This is a genomic window from Synergistetes bacterium HGW-Synergistetes-1 (assembly GCA_002839185.1).
Lineage (GTDB): Bacteria > Synergistota > Synergistia > Synergistales > Synergistaceae > Caenicola.
In genome coordinates this window covers 240,796-263,700 of the sequence record PGXO01000004.1, presented here as the reverse complement: position 1 = coordinate 263,700, position 22,905 = coordinate 240,796, and the positions used below count along the sequence as shown (strand labels likewise).

Below are 22,905 nucleotides of genomic sequence, written 5' to 3'. Positions count from 1 at the left end.
TTTAACCGGCCAAAGAACCCTTCACAAGCGGCGTTGTCTGGCGAGCAGCCTTTCTTGGACATAGAGCGTGTTAAACATGCTTTTTTCATTCGTTCTAGCCATCCCGGCCATCGGTAATGACCTCCTCTATCCGAGTGAACAATCGGCTGCTCATCCTTCTTCAGCGTCCGGATTGCCCCGTCCAGCATTGTGTTAGTAAGATTAGCATCAGGCGAGGTGCCTATTGTCCAAGCTACGGCTAACCCATCGAAACAATCAATCAAAGAGGATAAATACACTTTGCCTGTTGGAAGATGGAATTCAGTGAGGTCGGTCAGCCACTTTGTATTTGGCTTCGCAGCATGAAAATCTCTATTAACGATATTTTCAACTTCCGGACTGATTTCGCCCACATAGGAGCTGTACTTCTTTTTCTTCATGTAAGGAACAACAATATGCTCCTCTTTCATTATCCGGCGAATGACTTTTTCAGACACAGGATTACCGTTTTTTTTCAAGACAATATAAATCCGCCGATATCCATAACGCGCATTGACCTTATAGGGTATAGTTCTTATTTCGGAACGTAGCTCCTCATACTTGTTTGGCCCACGTAATAATTTTGCCTGATAACAGTAGCTGCTCTTTGCTATACGAAGAGCCGTGATCAATACTTTCAGCCGATATTTGTCACGTAGGGCATCAATCAATACGGCTTTTTCTTGATTCGTTAATGTTTCAAGACTGATGCCCCGATCTTTTTTTATGATTTCGCCGGCCTTCTTCAATATATCGCGTTCCAGTTGGAGGCGGTAAATATCTCTCTCCAAATCCTTTACTTTGCGCTCTAGGCCCACTTTCTCTGCGTGCAGGTCATCTATACTTTTTTCGTCACTGATAGCCTTAGTCGGCTTCTCCTTTGCCATGGCAGCACACCCTTTGCTAAGCAGCTTCTTCTTCCAGCCACAAATAGTGTTAGGGTTTACACCATACGATTTTGCGATTTCTGTTGGTGTCTTGTTCCCAGCACAGTAATCGATCACTGCTTGTTCTTTCTGCTCTGGAGTAAATCTTACCAAGTAGCCATTTGTTTTACAATGCGAGCGATGCTTATCTAACGGTAAATCTTTGTGCAACCAATCTCGTAAAACAGTCCTTCCAGGAAAACCTAAGGCCGTAATTGTGCGTGAAATGCTTCGCCCATGCTCAAGATAATATTCAACAGCTTCTTGTCGCTGCTTTTTACTATACTTGGTATGCTTGAGCTGTTCGGCACTGTGCAAACCACCTGTTCTGAGGTATTCATTATACCAATTGTAAAGCATGCCTGTTTTTTGCCGTTGTAATAGCGGTTAAACGATCGTAAAGGCTTGCAGAGACTAGATCCGTTGGAGAATTCACAACGCTAAGCGTTGCAGTGAAATTGCGACAAACCCAGTCGCGGTTTGTGAGGAAACTTAATCGGATTGCTTTCTTTTTGAACCCTTCGTCGAATTCCTGCCTCAATATTTTGGCATTATATCAGCTTTTCTCTGATTTATTGTTCTCTCCGATTTATAATTTATAAAGCAAAGAAAGGTGATTCTAGTACGGGCCATCTTTATAAGACTGATTTTGCAATAAATATTCTAGTGTTATAATCGTCAAATAAATCATACAAGCTATTAATTATATCTAAAAAAGGAAGGAAGGAATAAAATGAGGTATTGTAAAAAATGTGTAATGCCTGATACACGTCCCGGAATTACTTTTGATGAAGAAGGAGTTTGTTGTGCATGCAGAGCACACGAGAAAAAACAGTTAACAGATTGGGATCAGCGCTTTGAAGAATTAAAAAAACTTTGCGATAAATATAGAAACAAGAGTAAATTCGGATATGACTGTATCATTGCTGTAAGTGGAGGGAAAGACAGTCACTTCCAAGTCCACATTATGAAAGAGGTTCTCGGAATGACCCCCTTGTTGGTTTCAGTGGAAGACAACTTTCCAATGACAGAGGCCGGCAAGCATAATATTCGCAACATTTCAGAAACATTCGGATGTGAGATCATTTCCCTGAAGCCAAATATCAAAGCTCAAAAAAGTATAATGAGAAAAACTTTCGAGAATTATGGTAAACCGACATGGTACATTGACAGATTAATATACACATATCCTTTACATATGGCAATAAAATTCAACATTCCGCTTTTAGTATATGGTGAGAATATTAGTTACGAATATGGAGGATCTGGAGCGATAGAAACTCCTTCTGCTAAAGAACAAATTTTTAATGGAGTCGCTTCAGATATTGATACTAATGAGTTATTAAGCCCCTCCGTTACGTTAAAAGACCTAACACTATGTCAGCCGCCAACCCAAATGGAAATGAGCAAAATTGATCCTATATATTTAAGCTATTTTGTTCCATGGAATAGTTACTTAAATTACACATTTGCAAAATCTGTCGGATTTCATGATTTAACACATGAATGGTCAAGAACACATAACGTAGAAAACTTTGACCAGGTAGACTCAAGAGCGTACACGGTACATTACTGGTTAAAATATCCCAAATTTGGACATCAGGCTGCGACAGATTATTCATCACGCTTTATCAGATATGGGCTGATGACGAGGAAAGAAGCTCTCGAAGCTGTTAAAAATCATGACCATGCACTTGACCCATTTGCAGTTAGAGATTTCTGTGAATTTTGCGGTTATTCAGAAAGGGAATTCTGGGCTATTGTGGATAAATTTTATAATAGAGAAATCTTCCAAAAAGATCCCTTCGGCAGGTGGGTCCTAAAAGAACCTGTATGGGGTTAACCTAATACCATAATACTAGTAATCCTAATTGTTTGCATATTCCGCTCAAAATAAACACCTTGACCGTTTCAGATTGAACACCCTGACCGCTTCAAACTGAACACCATTGCCGCATCAACTGAACAGGTTAGAAGTGCCCGGAGGGAACCGTCCTCCGGGCCATGATTTTTACTTTTTGGTCTTTACCCCATTCTTCTTCCTCATGGATTCGCCTTCGATCATTATCGTATATGAATCATGTACGATCCGGTCGCATATGGCGTCAGCCAAAGTGGGTTCGCCTATTTTAAGATGCCAGCCGGCAACGTCGAACTGGGAACAAAACATCGTGGACGCCCTTTTATGGCGCGCTTCAACTATTTCAAGCAGATCACGGGCCTCGTTCTCCTTTAAAGAGAAGAGCAGCCATTCGTCCAGAATAAGGTAAGCGTCAAACCATCCGTACCTACCTAAAATAATATCAAACGTCTAAAGTCCCCCAGTAACGTAACAGTCAGGGGGACTTTTTATGTTCGATCACCGTGGCAAGCAGATTTATCTCATATGCGGCTCTACGGATATGCGCAAAGGAATAGACGGCCTTGCCGCCATTGTGAACCTTCAGAATATCTGCGACTCATTTGATTCTGCAATGTTTATCTTCTGCAACCGCAGCCATAATAGGGTAAAGATCCTGGAGTGGGATAATGATGGTTTTTGGCTATATCAGAAACGTCTTGAGAAGGGAACCTTCCCATGGCCTAAAGAGGGTACGGTGAAGAAGATAGTTCTGAGCGGGGATGAGTTTTCCTGCCTGCTTGCGGGAACGAAACTTCGCCGCAGGCTTGCAATGGATGAGGTGTTTAACGGACTATCAGTATAACGTAATAGTCTGAATTGTGAACCCTTTATATGACTGGATTTATGCTGTTTTTTTCTGTATAATCTCACTATGAAAAATGTCATATTTGAACTGGAAGAAATGAAGAATAAATACGAGGAATCTGAGGCGAAACGCCGTGAGCTCGAGGATAAGAACTCTGAGCTTGCAAAACTTGTTGCGTACTATGAAGAGTGTTTCCGTCTGAACCAGCACCGCCAGTTTGGTCAGTCGAGCGAAAAGACAGATGCTGACTCGCGGCAGATACTAATTGTCTTCGATGAGACGGAAAATGAAGCCCAACTAAAGAAACCTGAACCGTCTGTTGAAGAGATAACTTATACCAGACACAGGCGCAGCTGCACAGGTACGGGCGAGGAGAATTTCGATTCACTCCCTGTAGAGAAGGTACTGCACTCAATCCCGGAAGAGGATCGTATATGTCCTGAATGCGGAGACACTATGCACATCATGGGACATGAGAAGAGACGCGAACTTACGATAATCCCGGCGCAGGTGAAGGTTGTTGAGCACGAACGGGAAGTATACTCCTGCCGCCGCTGTGAACGTGAGAACATAAAAGTTCCGGTCATAAAGGCTCCGATGCCGGAAGCTGTAATAAAAGGCAGCGCTGCATCGGCTTCCTCCATTGCCCACATCATGGTACAGAAATACATGAACGGTGTTCCGCTTTACCGTCAGGAGATGTCGTTCCTTAATGACGGCTTCATTCTTAGCCGCCAGACCATGGCAAACTGGCTCATTCGTGCATCTTCGGACTGGCTTGAACCTTTGTACGAACAGATGAGAGAGAGTCTGCTTAAAGAAGAAATACTTCATGCCGATGAGACTGTGGTACAGGTATTAAAGGAACCGGGCAGATCTCCGGGCAGGGAATCATTCATGTGGCTCTACCGCACCGGAAGATATACAGAAACACCTGCGGTCCTTTATGAATACCGGGAGACCAGATCGAGCGCCCATCCTAAAAGATTTCTTGAAGACTTCAAAGGATACCTCCATACAGACGGCTATTCGGGCTACAAGACGCTGCAGAAAGACATCCGTCTCTGCGGCTGCTGGGCCCATGCGAGAAGAAAATTCCACGAAGCGGTGGAGGCCGCCCCTCCTGAAGAAAAGACAAACAGCGTCTCTCAGAAAGGACTTGATTTCTGCAGCAGACTATTCGAACTGGAACGGGAATATGAACATCTCACTCCTGAAGAGCGTCATATAAAGCGAACCGAACAAAGCAAGCCTGTCTCAGAAGCATTCTTTACATGGGCTTCCTCTGTCTGTGCGCTGCCGAAATCCGCACTTGGCAAAGCCCTGCACTACGCATTGGAACAGAGGCCATACCTTGAAACCTTCTATCTTGACGGAAGACTGGAGGTCTCCAACAACAGAGCGGAGCGCAGTATAAAGCCTTTTGTCATAGGCAGAAAGAACTGGCTTTTCTGCTGTACTCCAAAAGGAGCAAAGGCCAGCTCAATAATCTACTCCATAATTGAGACAGCGAAGGAAAACCGGCTCAAACCCTTTGAATACCTCAAATACATCTTTGAGACGATGCCCTGCGAAACGCGTTTTTTTAGAGCCACCGGATCGCAGTACAGAGAGCCATTGGCGCGCGGAGATCAGAGCCAGCGGCGCGGGGCCGAGAGCCATCGAAGCAAACACAAATATAAAGAGCCACCTGAGTTGAGGAGAAGGCGGCTCTTTGTATTTAACCAACTAAACGTTTGGAAGTATTGCCTCTGATGATAATTTTGTACGCTTGAGCAGCAAGTCTGTCTGTAATTGCCTCAGCAGCTACTGGTATGGGTATCTGGTCAAGCCATTCTGCAGGTTCATACTGGGATGCTATGATCGTTGACTGGTGGCTGTGACGCCGGTCAATGATCCAAAGCAGCAGCTGAGCATCTTCTTCGGTGATGGGGAACAATAGCCATTCGTCGATTATCAGCACACGCACCTTAGTGAATGCCTTACGCACCCGATAGAACGTCTCCATGCTTTTTTCTCTTGCCATTTTTAGTTCATCCAGCAAATCCGACAATTGTATGTATCGAGTGGGCAGAAGGCGTCTGCAGGCGGATTGTCCCAGCGCCTGAGCAAGATAAGACTTTCCTGCTCCGGTGGGACCTATGATGATAATATTTCGGGCATGTGGGATATAGTTGCAGGAAGCCAGTTCCAAGATGAGCTGGCGGTCAAGCTTTCTGTCATCCTCATAACAAATGCTTTCCACACAGGCGGTACTGTTCTGGAATTGGGCTGAATGAATAAGCCTCTGCAGCCGGGTATGCTGGCGTCTGCTGAACTCCCAGTCCACCAGAAGCCCCATCCTCTCCTGGAAGTTCATCTCCTGATAGGAGGGATCTGTTTCTTGCTGGTGAAGGGATTCCGCCATACCTGTAAGCTTCATTAGCTTAAGCTTGTTAAGGGTCTCCTGGCTAATCATTTGCATCGCCTCCGAAGTAAGTTGCTCCTCGCTGGAATCCCCTTTTAACCGATGGATGTTCTTTACGCTTTGTACCTGGTTGTTCTGCAGCATCCATATTTTTCTCGAGGATATTTTTGATCTGTTGGTATGTAGGGGAAAGAGTCCTCGTAAGAATAAGGCAGCAGGCACGTTCAAGCCTTTGGGGTCCGTATTTGTTTTGCAGGTTCAGGAGACCGAAACAGGAACGATAAGCCTGCTGCTCAATGACTGCACGATCCAGAATCGCCTCAACGACCTTTCTGGCAGCATCCCCTGTCTTCTCCGCCCATGAAAGGAAGCGGGACCGGTTCCAGTCTGAAAAGAAAAGTTTATCCGGTGGCATATGTTCCTGTATGGTTGAGTAGTCGGCTTTTCCCCACAGTCTTTTGTGAGACGCGATCCGCTGATGATGATAGAATATTTCTACGGTAAACTGCGTTGCGCGCACATCTGCCTCTTCTCCCAAATACTCAAACGGGACAGAGTAGAACTTGCGTTGGAAGGCAATGTGGCAATTTGGCTGGACTTTGGCCTTTCCCCATTGAGCCATTTCATAAGGGAATTCGGGAAGCGGGAGCATGTATTCCTTTTCTTCGGCAAGATAAGTGGACCAACGGCTTCCGCTTTTCCCGGTCAACGGAGCTTCATTCACCTGTTTCAGAGCAGAACGGATAAGACTTTGCAGATCTGCAAATGATAAGATCTGGACGTTGCGCAGTTTGGCCAGGATCTTCCTTGATGCTATGAGCACACTGTTTTCGACTGACGATTTATCCTTGGGTTTACGGACTCTGGCGGGCAATACAACACTTCCGTAATGACCGGACATCTCCAGATAGGTTTTATTTAACTCCGGCTCATAGAAATTTGGGCGTTTAACGCTTGATTTAAGGTTATCCGGTATAAGTGTTTTCGGAACACCTTCAAAATACTTAAAGGCATTAACGTGTCCCGCTATCCATGAGTGGAGCTTCTCGTCCCGGAAAGGTTCCGCATAAATTAGCTGACTACAGGGAAGGACCGATACAAACAAAGAAGCTTCAGCCATCTTTCCGCTTTCAGGGTCGAAAAAAGCTATTTTTGTACCGGCCCAGTCAACTTCCATTGACAAGGCCGGTTTGTGTTCCAGCCGGATAGTTGCCTTATGGATCCTCGCAAATTTGTGATAATAACGCCGAAATTGAGTCTCCATGTAAAATCGCTCTTCGCCGATACGGCAACTTTCTACGTACTCTTCCCAGAGCAATTTCAACGTTACGTGGGGTTTGGCCAGTTCTGCATGGACATGTTCGAAATCCGGCATCCTGAACGTTGTGTCCTTGACAGAGTCAACGGGCTTCAGCAAAGCAGGGGAAAAAGCTGTGGCGTCAGCTCTGCTGAGGTCCTCAACAGTAAGCCATCCTTGGTTATTGGCATGCCGGATGAGCAGTGAAACAGTATTTCTTGACACATGATACGTGGTGGCTGCCTGGCGCTGACTTAGTCCGCCATATACAGCCCTGACTATTGTCAAATAATCAGTCATATTTCTACCTCCTGTAGATAAATTCTGCTATGCAGCAGTATTTTCATCTTACAGGAGTTTTAGGAAGGTGGCTCTATGCAGCGCGTAGGCTGGCTCTATTAGAGCGCGCGACTGGCTCTAAACCTCCGCGCCGGTGGCTCTATCTCGCCGTGTTTCGCATGCCCAACATTCCAAAAGAAAACTATCATACGCTGCTGCCATGGAGCAAAGATTTGCCCGACAGCCTACGCCTTCCACCCGGAACATAAAAACGGCCCCTCTAAGAGAGTAACGATTGAGACCCTGTCATGCCGCTTGTCTTTTGTACAAAAAAATAATATCCCGGTCCTTGGGTTATATCTAGGTCCGGGATATTTGACGCTTACTGACGTTTACGCTAGAACGAATGAAAAAAGCATGTTTAACACGCTCTATGTCCAAGAAAGGCTGCTCGCCAGACAACGCCGCTTGTGAAGGGTTCCAAAACGTCGCTCGGGGGAATGAGTCCATTGGAATATAGACGTAGTCTTGGTTTAGTAGCTTAGGTCCAAGAAAATGTCCGCACCCCCGGGTGTTCAACTCACGCGGTCAAAGTGTTCAATTTGATGCGGCATATGCATCATCTTACAGGAGTTTCAGGAAGCCGGCTCTTTGTAGCACGCAGGATGGCTCTAAACCTACGCGCAAGTGGTTTTATATCGCCTTGTTTCGCATGGAGTTTAATGAAATTGCGAACTAAATTTGAAGCTAGCTTAAATTCTAAACTTAATTTGATACTAAATTCTTAAATAATATTTTCTTCAAGGAAGCATCGTCAAAATTATAATAATGAAATATTAATATTCCCCAAGCAGGAAACATGCTGACACTATAGAATGTAGGAACAAAAAACATACTTATAATCAAGCACAAAGTTGTTATTGCAGTCATTGCTCTTTTTTTAAAAGCCCGTGATATTATTTCACAAAAAAATATCATAAAAGTAATAATTCCACATATTCCCATTTCATACCACCAAGAAAGAATATAACTTTCAGAAGTAAAACGCGTGAAAAAGTATTTATTACTTAAAGTATTAAATGCTGAATACGAAGCTGTACCTAACCCATGACCAAAAATAATATTTTGCCAATCTGAAGCAAAGATTTGTTTCATAGCTTTTATCCGAATTGATTCTTGATTATAGAATGTATTCTGATCAAAAAGAAATAAAAAAATTCTATATGTGGTAGTCTTAATCGCTTCTTTAATATTTATTACAAACTCTGGAAACAAAATAAAAGTAATAAAAATCACTATAACAAAAAACAAAATCGTAATTAAAAATCTTTTCTTTATTCTAAATTCATTTTTTTTAATTTTTCTAATACTTAAAAATATTAAAGACATTCCACTTAACATAATAAAAACTTTACCTCCCGCTAGTAAGCCACCTAAAGTTAGAACTGCTAAAAAAGACAATTGCAATAATAATCCAAAATCAATATTATTCCAAAGTTCCAATATAAGTGCTACACATATACCAAGGTATAAAGAAAACGTTTGAGTTGAAGAAAAAAATGAGCTAATACGAAAGACTGAAACATGCTCAAGTGTTGATTTTGAATAATATGGATTAATTATAGTTAGAATTCCGAAAAGAGTGGGGTCAATAAATCTTTGATATATACCCACTAAAGCCATAAATACACCAAAGATTATCAAAAAACGGCAAAATTCTAGAATTGAAAAAAGATTTTTAAATCTACTAAAATAAAATGACCAAAACAAAATTGGCATTAAATAATCTATTGCCCCTATAACTGGAATTAGAATAGAAGGAAGCATAAAACCTGACATTACTATCCAGCTTAAAAGAATAAGCACTAAAGCAAACAGCATCCCACACTTAACTTTGAACCCTTCAAAAACATTTTTAATCAGTAAAAAAAATAAAGCTAAAGTGATAATATAAATATGTATATTATTAAATAGTAAGATTTGCAAAGGCACATGTAACAACATCACAGAAGACACCGCATAAGGAAGCATCCTTGTCCACGTTTTTCTGTGATTTGCATAAATAGTTTCATCTGGTTTTATTTTACTACAACCTTTAGTTATCATTTAATTACCTTATAAGCTTTCGTTTGTATTTTATGTATTTAGATTAAATATACATTAAATTTATACATTTACATTAATAGCTAACTTTTAGTTAAATTGTGGTCCGATTATAACTTTTATAAATAATTTATTTTAATTATATTCTAATTTAAATCTTACTTATATGCTTGTTGGTTTTATATGTGTCTAATCTTATATATATCAATCACATGTATCAATTTGTCCAGGTAATATTCCACTTAGCTTTATCAGATTACGAGTTTTTTTATCAAGATCTGCTGTATTCAGAAAAAATGTTTTTTACTCATCCCCTTTATTACATCGAAAGAGAGCAAATTTTCAAGTACTGTTAAGTTATTGAGCTATTTTCAAAAAACACGCGTTGTATTAACTAGTTACCTCTAAATTCCCATCGTTGCTATCTGTGATGCATTTTTAAAATCGTCATGCCTTCCTATATCAATCCATATTCCTTCAATTTCATGGCTATAGACAGGGTTGCCATTTTTTAACAATTTATCCAGAAATTTTGTCATTGGGTAATATGTATTTTTAGGAATCATTTTCAGGATCATTGAATCGAAAGTATATATTCCAGCGTTTACAAAATACGACAGAACGGGTTTTTCTTCTATGGTTGTGATTTGTCTGTTATTGGTCCTGACAACTCCGTATGGGATCTGGCAATCATACTTTCGCAAACAAACAGTTGCTGCAGCATTATTTGATTTATGAATATCGATGAGAGCAGAAAAATCCATGTCCGTATATATATCGCCATTCATAACTACGACAGGTTCAGAATTCTGCGGCTCAAAGTTAGCCAACGCCCCTGCAGTCCCTAATGGTTTTTTCTCATGCAAATACGAGATTTTTACTCCCATTTTCTCTCCGTCTTCAAAATAATCCATTATTTGTTCTTTCAGATAATTCACTGATATGTGAAAATCATGAAATCCAAACAAAGAAAGATGAGTGATTATCGTCTCCAATATCGGTTTACTTCCAATTTTCAGCATGGGTTTTGGACAATTTTTAGTAAGCTCGCCGAGTCTTGTTCCTTTCCCTCCGGCCATGATTATTATTGAATTGTTTTTTCTGCTTATATTCAGGAGGTCAGATAAAAAAACAATATCTTCAAACTTGTTTTCATCATTTACAAGTGGGATAAATGAGACAGACCTATCCTGCATTCTCGAAATTAACGCTTTTTTAGGTTCATTTTTACCACCAATCAAAGGGTTCCTGTTTACCACGTTGATAATTGGAGAGTCCAGTGGAATACCTTTAAGTATTGCCCTGCGTATGTCCCCGTCAGTAATTACTCCAATAATACATTGATCTTGATCAACCAAAATAGCCATTTGTCTAGAATTTTGATCAACAAGATTCAGAGCCTCGTATATTGTTGTTTTAATAGAAACTGTATATTTCTTCAACTCATCTTTATTCATATCAAACCATCCTTAGTTCTTACCTTGCCGGGACACCTTTAACGCAAGTTTTTTCAGAAACATTATTTATAACGACAGCTCCTGCTGCAACCAATGCTTCCCTGCCAATATTTATACTCTGTATTATTTTAGCACCGGTCCCAATGTGAGTCATTTCATTTATCGTTACGCCTCCGGAAATTGTTACTCCGGGTGCTATATGAACATGTTTTCCAATGATACAATCGTGATCGATCACTGCCCCGGTATTCACAATAGTATTGTCATCCAGGGTAACGCCGGGCTGGATCAGTGCTCCACGCATTATCTGAACTCCAAAACCTACTGTGATATTTCCTGACAAAGAAGCTGCCATTGATACAACTGAAGGGAAAAGATATCCTTTCTCTCTATATTTTTCAAATATCATCTTACGATATGTATTGTCTCCAGTCGATCCAAGTCCGTTAACGAGATATATTTCTTCAACTTTATATTTAAATATTACATCATCATTTCCTATACACGGTACTCCCATTATTTTTTCATGGATTTCGTTTATCTCTGTATAGCCAATAATATTAACATCAAGTTCCTGCAACATGTCTATCAGTACTTTGGCATGACCGCCTCCGCCAATTATTATGTATGGCCTGGAGCTATCTGATCGCATCATCTGGGTCATAGTCCTTCTCCGCTTTTTTATCGATAAAAGTCCAGAATAGCATCGGTGAATGAGCATCGGCAGGACGTTTTGCCATGATCTTATCCGCTGTGATCGTCTCCCCGGTTTTTATTTTACCCTTAGCATATACACCTTTTCGAACTAATTTTCTATTGCTCCATTCCATTGATGTTACTATTTTTCTTGACCCGCCAAGAGCGTTTTCAACATCTCTAATGTTGTCAACCATATTTTTAAACGCATTAGGTTCAATGGAGGCTTTGTGATCCGGTCCTTTCATTTTTCTGTCCAGGGTAAAATGCTTTTCTATAACTTCTGCGCCCAACGCGACCGCTGCTGATGGGATGACAATGCTTTGTGTATGGTCTGAATAACCCACAGGAATACCAAACGCGTCGATAAGCTTAGGTATGACTCTTAGATTAACATCTTTGACCGGCGCAGGGTATTCAGACGTACAGTGAAGCATGACTACCTTCTTTTTCAATATTTCAAGAGCTTCTGGCTTAGAATATGCCATTAGGAAATTCTCAATTGTTGGCTGAGTATCTATCCTGAGATATCCGAAAGCCAGACATGCCAACGCAAGTTCAATATCCCCTAAGGTGCTCATGCCGGTAGATAATATAAGGTCAATTCCTCTTTGTGCAATCTTCATCAATAATGGCCCGTTAGTTATTTCTCCTGAGCCTAATTTGATCCGTTTAAGCTTCAGCGAGTCTGCAAGAAAAACAAAACTGTCTTCATCAAACGGGCTTGAGATAAAATCGATCTTTTTTTGTGAACAATAACTGAACAGCTTAAAGTGATCATCTCTGGATAATTCTAATTTTTTCAGCATTTCAAACTGGCTTTGTTCTAAATTCATGTTGGCTTTCTGATAATCTGCCTGAGGCGTGTTCTTTTTAACCAGGTTTTCAGCTGTAAATGTCTGGAACTTGATCGCATCAGCACCTGACTCTTTGGCTTTGTCAACTAATTCCAGTGCAATATCCAGTGACCCGTTATGATTTACGCCGGCCTCTGCAATTATATAAGTCCGCATCATTTGCCCCTCCTAAAAAAATCGTTAATTGCAGCAATGATCTTTTTTGAAGGCTCAGAATAGTTGAAACTATTTTTGTATTCTTTTAAAGGTGATGATTTCAATTTTGATATCTCAGATGCGATTGCATTTCTTTCACAAGGGCAATTCACAACAAGTCTGTCGCTGATCCTGTCTTTCTGCCTGTCACCAATATTAATAACATTCACACCCAATAAGGGCGCTTCAATAATTCCACTTGAAGAGTTGCCTATCATCACATCTGCGATTTTCAGCAGCCCCCAGTAACGTTTCATGCCGAGAGAGAGCTTGAAAACCCTTCTTTCAGGAAAAGCTTCACAAAATTCAACTATTTTTATATTTATTATTCGTCCGTCAGTATCAGCGTTGGCTCCGGAAAAGATCATTGTTGCATCAGGAAAAGAATTCAGCGCACAAAGAAGCTCGTTGATCTGGTTTTCTGAAGATTGGTCAGAGAGGGTTTCCGGGTGGTAGGTAACAACATAGAGAGGATGATCTAAAGAAATTCCCAGGTCATTTTCAAGTTCTGTTTTATCCGGCAATTCCATGTTGATCATCGCGTCAAGACACATTGGTCCGACGAGGAAGACCCGGTCAGGATCCGCACCCATATTAACGACCCTATCCATATATTCCTTACGTGCGACAAAATGCAATGTGCTCATTTGTGTGATGCTGTGGCGAAATGCATTATCATATGCACCAAGTGTGACTTCTCCGCCGTGTAAATGAGCTATTGGGATCCTTGCTATAATAGCTGCTTCTGCTGCTCCAAGTATCTCATATCTGTCCCCCAGCAAAATAACCATATCCGGTTTCAGGTGATCAAAAGCATCGGCAAAACCAATTACACATAGTCCTAATGATTTTGTTATGGCAACACTTGAATCAGAGGAGAGCAGCATCTCTACTTTCCAGTCAATCCTGAATCCGTCTTTTTCAATATCATTCACAGTCGATCCAAACTCCGGGCTTAAATGAGCCCCGGTGACGATCAGCTGCAGTTCCATTTCTGAATCGTTTTGCATGGTTTTCATTAACCAGTACAAAAGTCCGTATTCTGCTCTGGTTCCTGTGACAACGGCTATTTTATAAGTCATGACAATGATCCGCCCTGAGCCATTTGCCTTTTAACAGAATAGTATTCGTCGTCGCGTTCTGCAATATGAGCATAAACAAGTTCCATCAATTCAAAATCATGCTCATTATCTATGTCCAAAACTCCATAATCTTTCATTTCAACACAGTCTGTAAGATTTTCAAAAATAGATTTTGAATTTCTAAGACATTCTGGCTTATACGCGTATATCGAAGCGTTCATTTCATATACTGGAGGAGCATCTTGACGACATGCGAAATTTGCTTTTTTACAAAGCTGTGTATGGCTGTCCAACCTCTCGACCATGTTAAAGTATGGGTTGCGTCTGGCTGGCACTACAGAAAAAACAATATCATTATTGCCTTTTTGATATAACTCATAAATATTATCAATATCTTTCACTGTGCGTAGTGGAGATGTTATGTCCAAATCAATAACACAATCAACAAGACAGACATTCTTCTCAAAGTCATCCAAAGCAGCACTAATAGCCAATTTTTTAGCAACATTGTCCCCGGCATATCGCGCTTCACGTTTATGAATGTAAATATTAGGCAGAAAAGATGCTGCCGTTTCTAAGATCAAATCAGAATCACTGTCAACGATGATATGTTTTTCAATGTCCTTATTTTTATCATTGAAAGCAAGATATGCGTCTACCAGCGAGTAATGGATCAAAGGGGCGTTGAGAAATGTACGTATATTTTTATTTTTTACTCCTTTGGAGCCACCTCTGCCGCAGATGGAAAATAAAATTTTGATCACAATACTACCCCCTCGGTCAATCCAAGTTCTTTCCATGCATTCTCAGGTGTGTTATCACCCTTGGTTCCTTCAAGGCAATTTTTAATAAAATCCCTCATCTCACAAAGGTACATATCAGTATTATTAAGGATAAAACTTTCCCCTGTACAGTTTGTTATTTTATTCGTGATAAAATCACCCTCAAAGAGACCGCCGTTGCTATATATTTCAATCTTTCGCTTAGGGACCCTGCCAAAATAATCAAGATGGATCTCTGTCAACATATCTTTGTATTGTGCAATATATATAGCAAGATCGTCACTGTCAATTTCTAAAGATGAGTATTTTCCTTTCAAAAATTCTATTTTTTGAGGGAAACCAAAAAGATAGGTCAAATAATCCCACTCATGGATCAAATCTAAGGCTACGCCGCCACCCATTTTTTTAATTGCACTGTAATTTTTTCTATAGTCGCAGTCCTTTCGCCAATCAGGAAGATAACTGGAACAGATAATCCTTACTGATATTGCTGATAAATTTTTTTGATATTTTTTAATGTATTGGATTATAGGATGCCATCTAAGCGGAGATGCAACATGATAGGTACCCTCTGGACGCCAGGGAATATCCCACCATTTTTGAGAAGTGTTGATAAATATCGGCTTCTCGATATATGCAGATCTGGTTTTAACAATGTAATTTTTTAGCGTCTCATAATGGCAGACTGTAGGATTAGTAACAAAGATAATATCGTATTCAGCTTTAAGATCTTTCTCAACATATATGCTTTTGTCTACAAGTTTATCAATGTCTTCAGACAAAGGAGTTTTTGATGAACGAAAGGCATCAACTGATAACTTTAGGTCTTGTTCTTCGCATACCTTTTTAAGGTTTCTTAAATGACGCTGACCAATTGAGCCCAGTCCCCAAAAGCAAACTTTCATAATCTATATCCCTTCCAGAGAAGCCTCTTCAATTTTGTTAATATTATCCAGGATCCTTAAGTCATCATAGATCGTATGAGTTATTATATTTGGTGGTTTGTCCTGGATCAGCCTTATAAAATCAGCAACTTCGCTCACGTAAGGTTTTTCATTGATAATACTTGCATATTTATATTCCGGATCAGCTCTATTTTTACTTGGTGAATCAACCGTTGCCGAATCAATGTACTTCCACTCGTTTCCTTTAATACTTTGGCGCAAGGAGCCGATTTTTCCTGCCCAAGCTATATCTCCCCACTCTCCCCATACTCTGAAATCTCTTCTGGGAATGCGGCTTACGACATCAACAATTAAAGTTCCGATTATTCCATTTTTGTGACAAATGATCATACTGCGAATATCAGGCCAATCCAGGGTTAAATCTTTGTTGACTTTTGCTGAGAATGATTTTATTGAGACAATCGGGCTAAAGACCCTGTCAATCCAAGGCATCTCGATAGCTAATAGCTCACGGCATCCATTTGTTTTTACGTTGGAAATAAAGTAGTCTTCCGGTTTTTCCCATGGATGCCAGTCTGGTAAATACTGTCCAACATGATATTCGTATGCACATGGGGAATTTATTTCTTTGATTTGAGAGCTTATCCAGTTTATATCATCATGATAAAGCATAGTCGAAGACAAAAATACATGTTTTTTATTTTCTCTTGCAAGGTCTGCAACGTTTCTGTACCAGGAATTATCGAGATTAAGTTCACAGAATACATGACATTTATTTTTAATAGCCATAGACGCTATCTCACCATGGGAAAGAGGAGATGTGCATATTAAAACAGCATCGAATTTTTTGTCATTAAATGCATCTATAATGTTAGAGTAGACAACAATTGAATAATCCGAACTTATCTCTACACGCCGATCCTCTCTGGATTCCACGGCTGAAACAGAAAATTCAGGAAAGTGTTCTTTTAAAATTCTGAGGCGCCTTTTCCCCATAGAGCCTAGCCCAACTATTAATATATGCATATTTTTTTTATCTCTTCTGCTACAGATTGTATTGTTTTTTCTGCATTGACAGTGGAGCTCGGCAAGTTTAGCCCACATTTATACAAGTGTTCACAAACTGATAAAAGATCATTGCTAGCATCATTGTAAGGGGGGAAATTATTGATTGGGACAAACAAACGCCTGGACGGGATGCCTTTACTTTTCAATTCTTCCTGAATAGTCGGGATATCCTTTTGAGGATGCTCTACTGTTATAGAAGAGAGCCACCAAGCGCTTTTCCCATAAGCATTTTCTTCCTGGAATTTTATAAATGGTATATCAGCAAGAATTTTTCGGTATATATTATTAAAGCTCCTCTTCTTTTCAAGAAAGGTATGCAGTCTTTCCATTTGTGCCAGTCCCAATGACGCTTCAAGGTTTGTCATCCGCATGTTATAACCTACTTCTGTATGATAGAAGCCCTTTGAAACATCTCTTGCCTGATTGACAAGGAATTTGATGTGTTCAGCCCTTTGTGCATCTTTTGCTACGACCATACCTCCGCCACCGGTGGTTATTACTTTATTTCCGTTAAAGCTATAACAGCCGATATCGCCGATCGTTCCTGTGCATAGTCCATTATATGTTGCTCCCAGGCTTTCTGTAGCATCCTCAATTACAAAGAGGTCATACTTTTTTGCAATAGAAATAATAGAATCCATATCACACGGATTTCCATACAGGTGGACCGGCATAATTGCCTTAGTCTTATTAGTTATAGCTTCTTCTATTTTTTCTGGTAAAATACCCCATGTTACTGGGTCCACGTCAACAAAAACAGGAGTGGCTCCAACATACCGCACGGGATTTGCAGACGCAACAAAAGTTAAGGCTGGAAGTATAACTTCATCTCCAGAGGTGATCCCCAGTTCTATTAAAGCAATATGCAAAGCTGAAGTACCACTTTGAACAGACACAGCGCGGGGTACTTCCAAATATTGTGCAAATTCTTCCTCAAATTTTGTGACAAAAGGTCCTATCGTTGAAACAAAGGAAGAATCAACACATTCACATAGATATTTTTTTTCCAGTTCACCCAAGTTAGGGGAGTCCAACTCAATTTTCATTTTTTATCTCCTCACACATTGTATATGGTTGGTTTAAATGTACATAAGTTGGATTTGATCCACTCTATTGTCATTTTTATCCCATCATCTAAAGATACTTCAGGTTCCCAGCCAGATACCTCTTTCGCAAGTAACGCATTAGAACAAAGCCTCTCTACTTCACTGTTCTTCGGACGAAGACGCTGTCCTTCGGAGTTTATTGTAGCATTCGACCCAATTATAGACAAAATCTTACCAGCGAGATCACCAATAGAGATCTCTTTGCCTGTTCCTAAATTTATAACCTTGCCAATGGCTTTGCCTGACATTCCCACCTTAATAAATCCACTGGCAGTATCAGTGACAAAATTCAAGTCTCGTGTGGGTGAAAGATTACCAAGTTTGATCTCATTTACCCCTGATAAGGCCTGCGAAATTATTGTGGGAATAATTGCTCTGGCTGACTGTCTCGGACCGTATGTATTGAAAGGTCTGACAACAACAACAGGAGTATCAAAAGAACGATGATATGTCAGTGCAAGCTGATCTGCTCCTGATTTTGTGGCCGCATATGGTGACTGTGGGTTAACCGGATGTTTTTCGTCTATTGGAACGTACTGAGCAGTTCCATAAATCTCACTGGTGGAAGTGTGTACAACACGTACCCCAAACTCCCTTGCTGACTGTAAAATATTATATGTGCCTTCCACATTAGTTTTTATATATGCCATAGGTGAAACATAAGAATAGGGAATACCTATCAATGCTGCTAAGTGAAAAACAGCATCCACACCCTTCATTGCCGTATGAACCGAGTCATAATCCCTTATATCTCCGCTGTAAACTTCCAGGTTGGGGTGATAGTTGTTTTCCAGCCATCCCCATTCATTACGGGAATTGTAACGGACAAATGCCCTGACATCATGTCCTTCGTCAAGTAATTTCTCTGTCAGATGTGAACCAATAAAACCAGCAGCTCCGGTAACAAGTATTTTCATGTCTATTTGCTCCTTTGTCAAAAATACATTATTTAAAATATTTTACTGTCAAGAATTTTTCGCACATTTCTAATCAAAATACAAAGTTATTTTTTATGCAATATACTGAAAAGATCTATTATTTTATCTTTACACTTTATTAATTCTTTCAAATAAGAAAAAGCTGTTAAAAGAAAGACCGTCAAACAAACTAAATATCTAGTGACTAAAAAACGTGAAAGATAGATATTAAGAAAACACAAAACAAATATAATAGTAGAAAAAAACAAAGATTTACTATAACTATTTATACTTCTATAAAATTTTTGTCCAATAATTGACTGCAGGAATAATTGAAAAATTGCTGAGATTGTTCCTCCCAACGCAACTCCAATAACTCCTAGTGTGGAGAACAACATTTTACATATAACCAAATTTAATAAGCATGCAACAAGTGATATGTATAAAGTAAGGTGAGTTTTTTTAGCGATACTAATACCATAAGACGTCGTCTCAGATATCAGTGTGGCTAAAGGCGAAAACAGTAACATCATAAAATATGGCTGAGAAGATCTATAATTCACACCCAGTATCATAAAAATAAAATCTTGAAACACAATTATCATGATACAAATAAAAATAGAAAAAATCATAATATAATCATGTACATTTTTAATCATCGTCTGTTCTTTTTCATAATTTTCATATATAAAAGGAGACCAATATGTTCCAAATGCTCCAGGAATTGCAGCAAAAGCAAAAGCTATAGATGATGCCATTGCATAAATACCTAAAGCATCGAAGTCGCCGGAAGAAGTCAGTATTATCTTAGCAACTGAATTGTTAAGCCATAAAAGCAAAGAAGATGGCATCAATGGAAATGCATAAGCCAGTAAATTTAAAGTAATTTTTGAATTAGGAAATGAAATTTTTTTAAAATTATTAAAGCTATTATTTGCAATAAAAAAATAACAACTTACAAATATAGTAGAAATTGAGATAAACGCAATTGAAGGCATATAGTATGTAGAAAAAACTGTGACAACAACAAAAAATATTCGAGTAAAAAATGTCATGGATATTTGTTCAAAAGAATAAAGCCTTGAATTTTGATTCATCCTTGACGTAATAGTTTCCATTCTAAAAATAATCTGGCCAACAACAAAAATAAAAAGGAATAAAAATGCAATAATATTTTTTTCACCAAACAAAAATAACAATACCTCATCTAAAAATGTTACGTATGTAAATGAAAATAAAAATATACTGATTAACACCCCTAAGGATAGGGCTAATTTAAAAACTTCATTTTTATCATACTTCTCTCTTGGCTCATAAAAAAATCTAATATACGCTGAATCAAGACCAACTAAGGCCACCATATATATTACATTACCTATAGTATAAAATAAATTAATTTTACCATACTCAGCCGTTGGATATACTCTTGAAAGTATAGGAATAGCAACAATCCCAACAAATAAAGTAAAAAAAGTTGGTACAGAAAATTTAATAAGGTTTATAAAAAAATAATTTTCCTTAGTCATAATTTATTATATATAATTAAATATTATTTTGAATTATTTTTTTTAACTTAGACACTATTAAAGATATTTCTTCCATTGAAACAACCTCTGTTTTCACTTTTGCATAATTAAACCAGAAATCATCTAAATATTCACTTGTATTACAGATAGCACTTAATGGCCAAGTTTTAGAATTAATTTTATACTTAACAATAAACATTTTTATTATTTTTTTTAAAAATTGCAACAAATAAAAAGATTTTTTGTTATTATATACAACATCATACTCTTTGTTTTGATAAATATTGATCAACAAACTTAGTATTCTATTATAAGACGGATTATCAACAGAAAAATCAAAATACTCATTTATTACTTCGGAAGAAATGGGGAATTCTACATCATCGTTTTGTCTTATTGCTGAGCATACTTCATCCAACGTAGCAATTGATTTTGCTCCTTTTAAAATTGTAACGTCAATTTCTTCATCAATTGGACAGGGACGGAAGAGAAAACAACTTTTATTCGCAAAATATATTTCTGCAATTGATGTACTATACCACGTAAAGATATGATCGACCGATAATATCCATTGTTTTATTGAACAATCATCTATTACTTTAAAGTTCAAATGCTTTTTGCTCATATCGATCAAAATATTATCAATATTTTCCCACGGATGCGGTCGATATATTATACAAATTTCGTTTCCATAATCACTTTCAAGCAGTTGTTCGAATATCGTTAATGTTTTTTCTCTTGACATTATAGATAAACTAACCATGTCATCATAGCTTCCGCCTGTCAATTTTTCAATTGCCAGTTTTTCTTTTTCTTTCATTGATGCAAAATTAAATGAAGATATGTACAGCAATATTTTTTTAGTAGTATCAATATCGTACTTCTTACATAACTCTTCTCGTGTTAGATAAAAATCCTTAAACTCTTTCCTCAAAAAATCTAAATGTAGTGGTCCTGTGATAATGGCATTTCTTACTCCGTTCTGGTGTAACCTGTGGAAGGTGTTTTGTCCCCAGCATACATGTGTTGCCAATGCAGCAAGTCCCTTAGGATTATAAAAGGTCAATTTAATTTCATTGTCAGATATAATCTGCTCCCACTGTAAGTTGACAACTTTTTTACAATATCCAACAATATCAACGACGAGCTCATTGAAAACAATATCATTGTAAAGAGCAAAAACAACAATGACTCTTGGTTTATTATGGAACCTGTATTTTAAATTTTTAAAAGATAAATCATGTATTTCAACAACATCACATGAATACCCCTTTAATTCTAGCGCTGCAATCAAAAGACAGACTGATTCCAGTTCTCTAACTTTATGTTCATACACAAACAAATAATCTAGCATAATTTTCCTCTCTTTCAAAAAGACAAAAAATTATATTTTATTAAGCAATTTGCAATAATATTGGTCTATCAACAACTTTTTGTACATCTTCTTACAATTCATAGTCACTAATTTTGGATTTTGTTATGGCTTTTATTTGAACCATTATGTGGAACTGAGGTAACCCAGTATTTTCTAAATTCTTTGTCTGTCTGTAGTAAAAGGATCAATATATTCAAATTTGCTCTCTCTCTGATGAAAATAAACCATTAGATTGAGTTATATTCATTTGTACTTAGGGATTTCTGTATTGCTGTTTTAGTGTCGAGAACACAATATGAGTTTTCAAACGCTCTGCTAAGTTCATCAGTATAGCATTGATTACCAAACCTACGATTAGTAAATTTACATCTGATCTGTAAAAAGCGAGGGATGTTAAACAAGATTGTACGACTATTTAATATCTGTTTTAGTTCACGAATAATATCGCTCGTTGAGTATAGAGGTAAATTCTGTGGGCAATAAATCCCACCCTGGCCGGTTTCAGCGATAAGCCTTACCATTTCGGACAAACAATCGATGTAAATTAGCCCTCGTTTACATTCATCAAACATCAGCGGGAAAATTGGCAACTTCAAAGCTTTTGCATACATTTCCATTACCTGTTCAGATTTTCTCCCGAAAACACTGGGAGCTCGAATGATAGCTAATTTTATATTTTTAGTCTCTAAGTTAAGAAGACATTTTTCTGCCTCGATTTTACTTCTACCGTATGCTGTTTGGCCGTTCAACGGAGTGTCCGGTCCAATTATTCCACCCATTGGTTTTTTTAAATTTTCCAAACTATAAACTGCCATGGAGCTAAGATAGATAAAGATTTTTACACCATCGTCAATTGCTTTGTGAAACAGTTCCACTGAAATATTCATGTTAACACGTTCAAGTTCTTCATATGGTCCTGAAACAAGTCCGGCACAGTGATATATCGCATCAAATTCTCCGAAATTCATATTTTTCCATTTTTCATCGCGTAGTGATATTATTTTTACGTCATAGTCATCTGAAAAAGTTTCGGATAAATAATCCCTAAAACCGTTTGATATTCCTCCCGTTTTACCAGTAACCAAAATTTTTTTCATTTATGAGTTCTCCTATTATTCTGATGCTTTTTTTCTCAATGACAGCAGAAATTTGAAAGATGACATTCTACCTGGAGTTAAATATTATTTAGTTTTAATATTTG

19 protein-coding genes and 2 pseudogenes are annotated in these 22,905 nt (G+C 38.5%); 4 read left to right on the top strand and 17 right to left on the bottom strand.

The features are described from left to right. Positions 1-1,304: IS3 family transposase (locus CVV54_04850; GenBank protein PKL04798.1), on the bottom strand; the 1,304-nt coding region annotated here is incomplete at its 3' end. A 373-nt stretch (positions 1,305-1,677) separates the two neighbouring features. On the opposite strand from CVV54_04850, the gene CVV54_04845 reads away from it, so the two are divergent. Next, positions 1,678-2,787 carry an N-acetyl sugar amidotransferase gene (locus tag CVV54_04845; GenBank protein PKL04797.1) on the top strand — a complete coding sequence of 370 codons (1,110 nt, stop codon included), beginning with the start codon at positions 1,678-1,680 and terminating at the stop codon, positions 2,785-2,787. A gap of 168 nt (positions 2,788-2,955) precedes the next feature. Here CVV54_04845 and CVV54_04840 read toward each other — a convergent pair. Beyond that, positions 2,956-3,216, bottom strand: a pseudogene (locus CVV54_04840) (AAA family ATPase). 79 nt (positions 3,217-3,295) lie between these two features. On the opposite strand from CVV54_04840, the gene CVV54_04835 reads away from it, so the two are divergent. Beyond that, positions 3,296-3,649 (top strand): IS66 family insertion sequence hypothetical protein, encoded by a 354-nt coding sequence (locus CVV54_04835; protein ID PKL04796.1) that lies wholly within the window; start codon positions 3,296-3,298, stop codon positions 3,647-3,649. 69 nt (positions 3,650-3,718) lie between these two features. After that, a complete protein-coding gene (locus tag CVV54_04830) occupies positions 3,719-5,407 on the top strand; it encodes an IS66 family transposase (GenBank protein PKL04795.1) in 1,689 nt (562 codons plus the stop codon). Here CVV54_04830 and CVV54_04825 read toward each other — a convergent pair. After that, positions 5,373-6,203, bottom strand: coding sequence for an AAA family ATPase (locus CVV54_04825; protein ID PKL04794.1), 831 nt, complete (start codon positions 6,201-6,203; stop codon positions 5,373-5,375). The two genes, CVV54_04830 and CVV54_04825, sit on opposite strands and share 35 nt — an antisense overlap. Further along, positions 6,103-7,656 carry a transposase gene (locus CVV54_04820; GenBank protein ID PKL04793.1) on the bottom strand — a complete coding sequence of 518 codons (1,554 nt, stop codon included), beginning with the start codon at positions 7,654-7,656 and terminating at the stop codon, positions 6,103-6,105. Before CVV54_04820 ends, CVV54_04825 begins: the two co-directional genes overlap by 101 nt. Positions 7,657-8,032: 376 nt before the next feature. Between CVV54_04820 and CVV54_04815 the strand changes: the two are divergent. Then, a pseudogene (locus CVV54_04815) lies at positions 8,033-8,180 on the top strand (transposase). 220 nt (positions 8,181-8,400) lie between these two features. Here CVV54_04815 and CVV54_04810 read toward each other — a convergent pair. The 13 genes from CVV54_04810 to CVV54_04750 all read right to left on the bottom strand — a co-directional run bounded on the left by CVV54_04810 (position 8,401) and on the right by CVV54_04750 (position 22,801). Beyond that, entirely contained in the window at positions 8,401-9,741 is a 1,341-nt protein-coding gene (locus tag CVV54_04810) for a hypothetical protein (GenBank protein ID PKL04792.1), read from the bottom strand. Between the two features lie 401 nt (positions 9,742-10,142). After that, positions 10,143-11,195, bottom strand: coding sequence for an alcohol dehydrogenase (locus CVV54_04805; protein PKL04791.1), 1,053 nt, complete (start codon positions 11,193-11,195; stop codon positions 10,143-10,145). A 19-nt stretch (positions 11,196-11,214) separates the two neighbouring features. Beyond that, positions 11,215-11,847: a sugar acetyltransferase gene (locus CVV54_04800; GenBank protein ID PKL04888.1), complete on the bottom strand. Its 633-nt coding sequence runs from the start codon at positions 11,845-11,847 to the stop codon at positions 11,215-11,217. Next, positions 11,834-12,907: an N-acetylneuraminate synthase gene (gene neuB / locus CVV54_04795; protein PKL04790.1), complete on the bottom strand. Its 1,074-nt coding sequence runs from the start codon at positions 12,905-12,907 to the stop codon at positions 11,834-11,836. Before neuB ends, CVV54_04800 begins: the two co-directional genes overlap by 14 nt. Next, positions 12,904-14,025 (bottom strand): UDP-N-acetylglucosamine 2-epimerase (hydrolyzing), encoded by a 1,122-nt coding sequence (gene neuC, locus CVV54_04790; GenBank protein ID PKL04789.1) that lies wholly within the window; start codon positions 14,023-14,025, stop codon positions 12,904-12,906. Before neuC ends, neuB begins: the two co-directional genes overlap by 4 nt. Continuing rightward, a complete protein-coding gene (locus CVV54_04785; protein ID PKL04788.1) occupies positions 14,022-14,825 on the bottom strand; it encodes a CMP-N-acetylneuraminic acid synthetase in 804 nt (267 codons plus the stop codon). The genes neuC and CVV54_04785 overlap by 4 nt, the downstream gene beginning before the upstream one ends. Next, positions 14,786-15,712 (bottom strand): hypothetical protein, encoded by a 927-nt coding sequence (locus tag CVV54_04780; protein ID PKL04787.1) that lies wholly within the window; start codon positions 15,710-15,712, stop codon positions 14,786-14,788. Before CVV54_04780 ends, CVV54_04785 begins: the two co-directional genes overlap by 40 nt. A 3-nt stretch (positions 15,713-15,715) precedes the next feature. Continuing rightward, positions 15,716-16,816, bottom strand: a complete 1,101-nt coding sequence (locus tag CVV54_04775) for a hypothetical protein (protein ID PKL04887.1) — start codon at positions 16,814-16,816, stop codon at positions 15,716-15,718. Further along, positions 16,726-17,826 carry an aminotransferase DegT gene (locus CVV54_04770; GenBank protein PKL04786.1) on the bottom strand — a complete coding sequence of 367 codons (1,101 nt, stop codon included), beginning with the start codon at positions 17,824-17,826 and terminating at the stop codon, positions 16,726-16,728. The genes CVV54_04775 and CVV54_04770 overlap by 91 nt, the downstream gene beginning before the upstream one ends. Before the next feature lie 11 nt (positions 17,827-17,837). After that, positions 17,838-18,803, bottom strand: coding sequence for an NAD-dependent dehydratase (locus CVV54_04765; GenBank protein ID PKL04785.1), 966 nt, complete (start codon positions 18,801-18,803; stop codon positions 17,838-17,840). Between the two features lie 86 nt (positions 18,804-18,889). After that, the gene (locus CVV54_04760) at positions 18,890-20,329 is read right to left on the bottom strand and encodes a hypothetical protein (protein ID PKL04784.1); all 1,440 of its coding nucleotides are present in this window, start codon (positions 20,327-20,329) and stop codon (positions 18,890-18,892) included. 16 nt (positions 20,330-20,345) lie between these two features. Next, positions 20,346-21,683 (bottom strand): hypothetical protein, encoded by a 1,338-nt coding sequence (locus tag CVV54_04755; protein PKL04783.1) that lies wholly within the window; start codon positions 21,681-21,683, stop codon positions 20,346-20,348. A gap of 248 nt (positions 21,684-21,931) precedes the next feature. Beyond that, entirely contained in the window at positions 21,932-22,801 is an 870-nt protein-coding gene (locus CVV54_04750) for a hypothetical protein (GenBank protein ID PKL04782.1), read from the bottom strand. Positions 22,802-22,905: the final 104 nt, after the last annotated feature.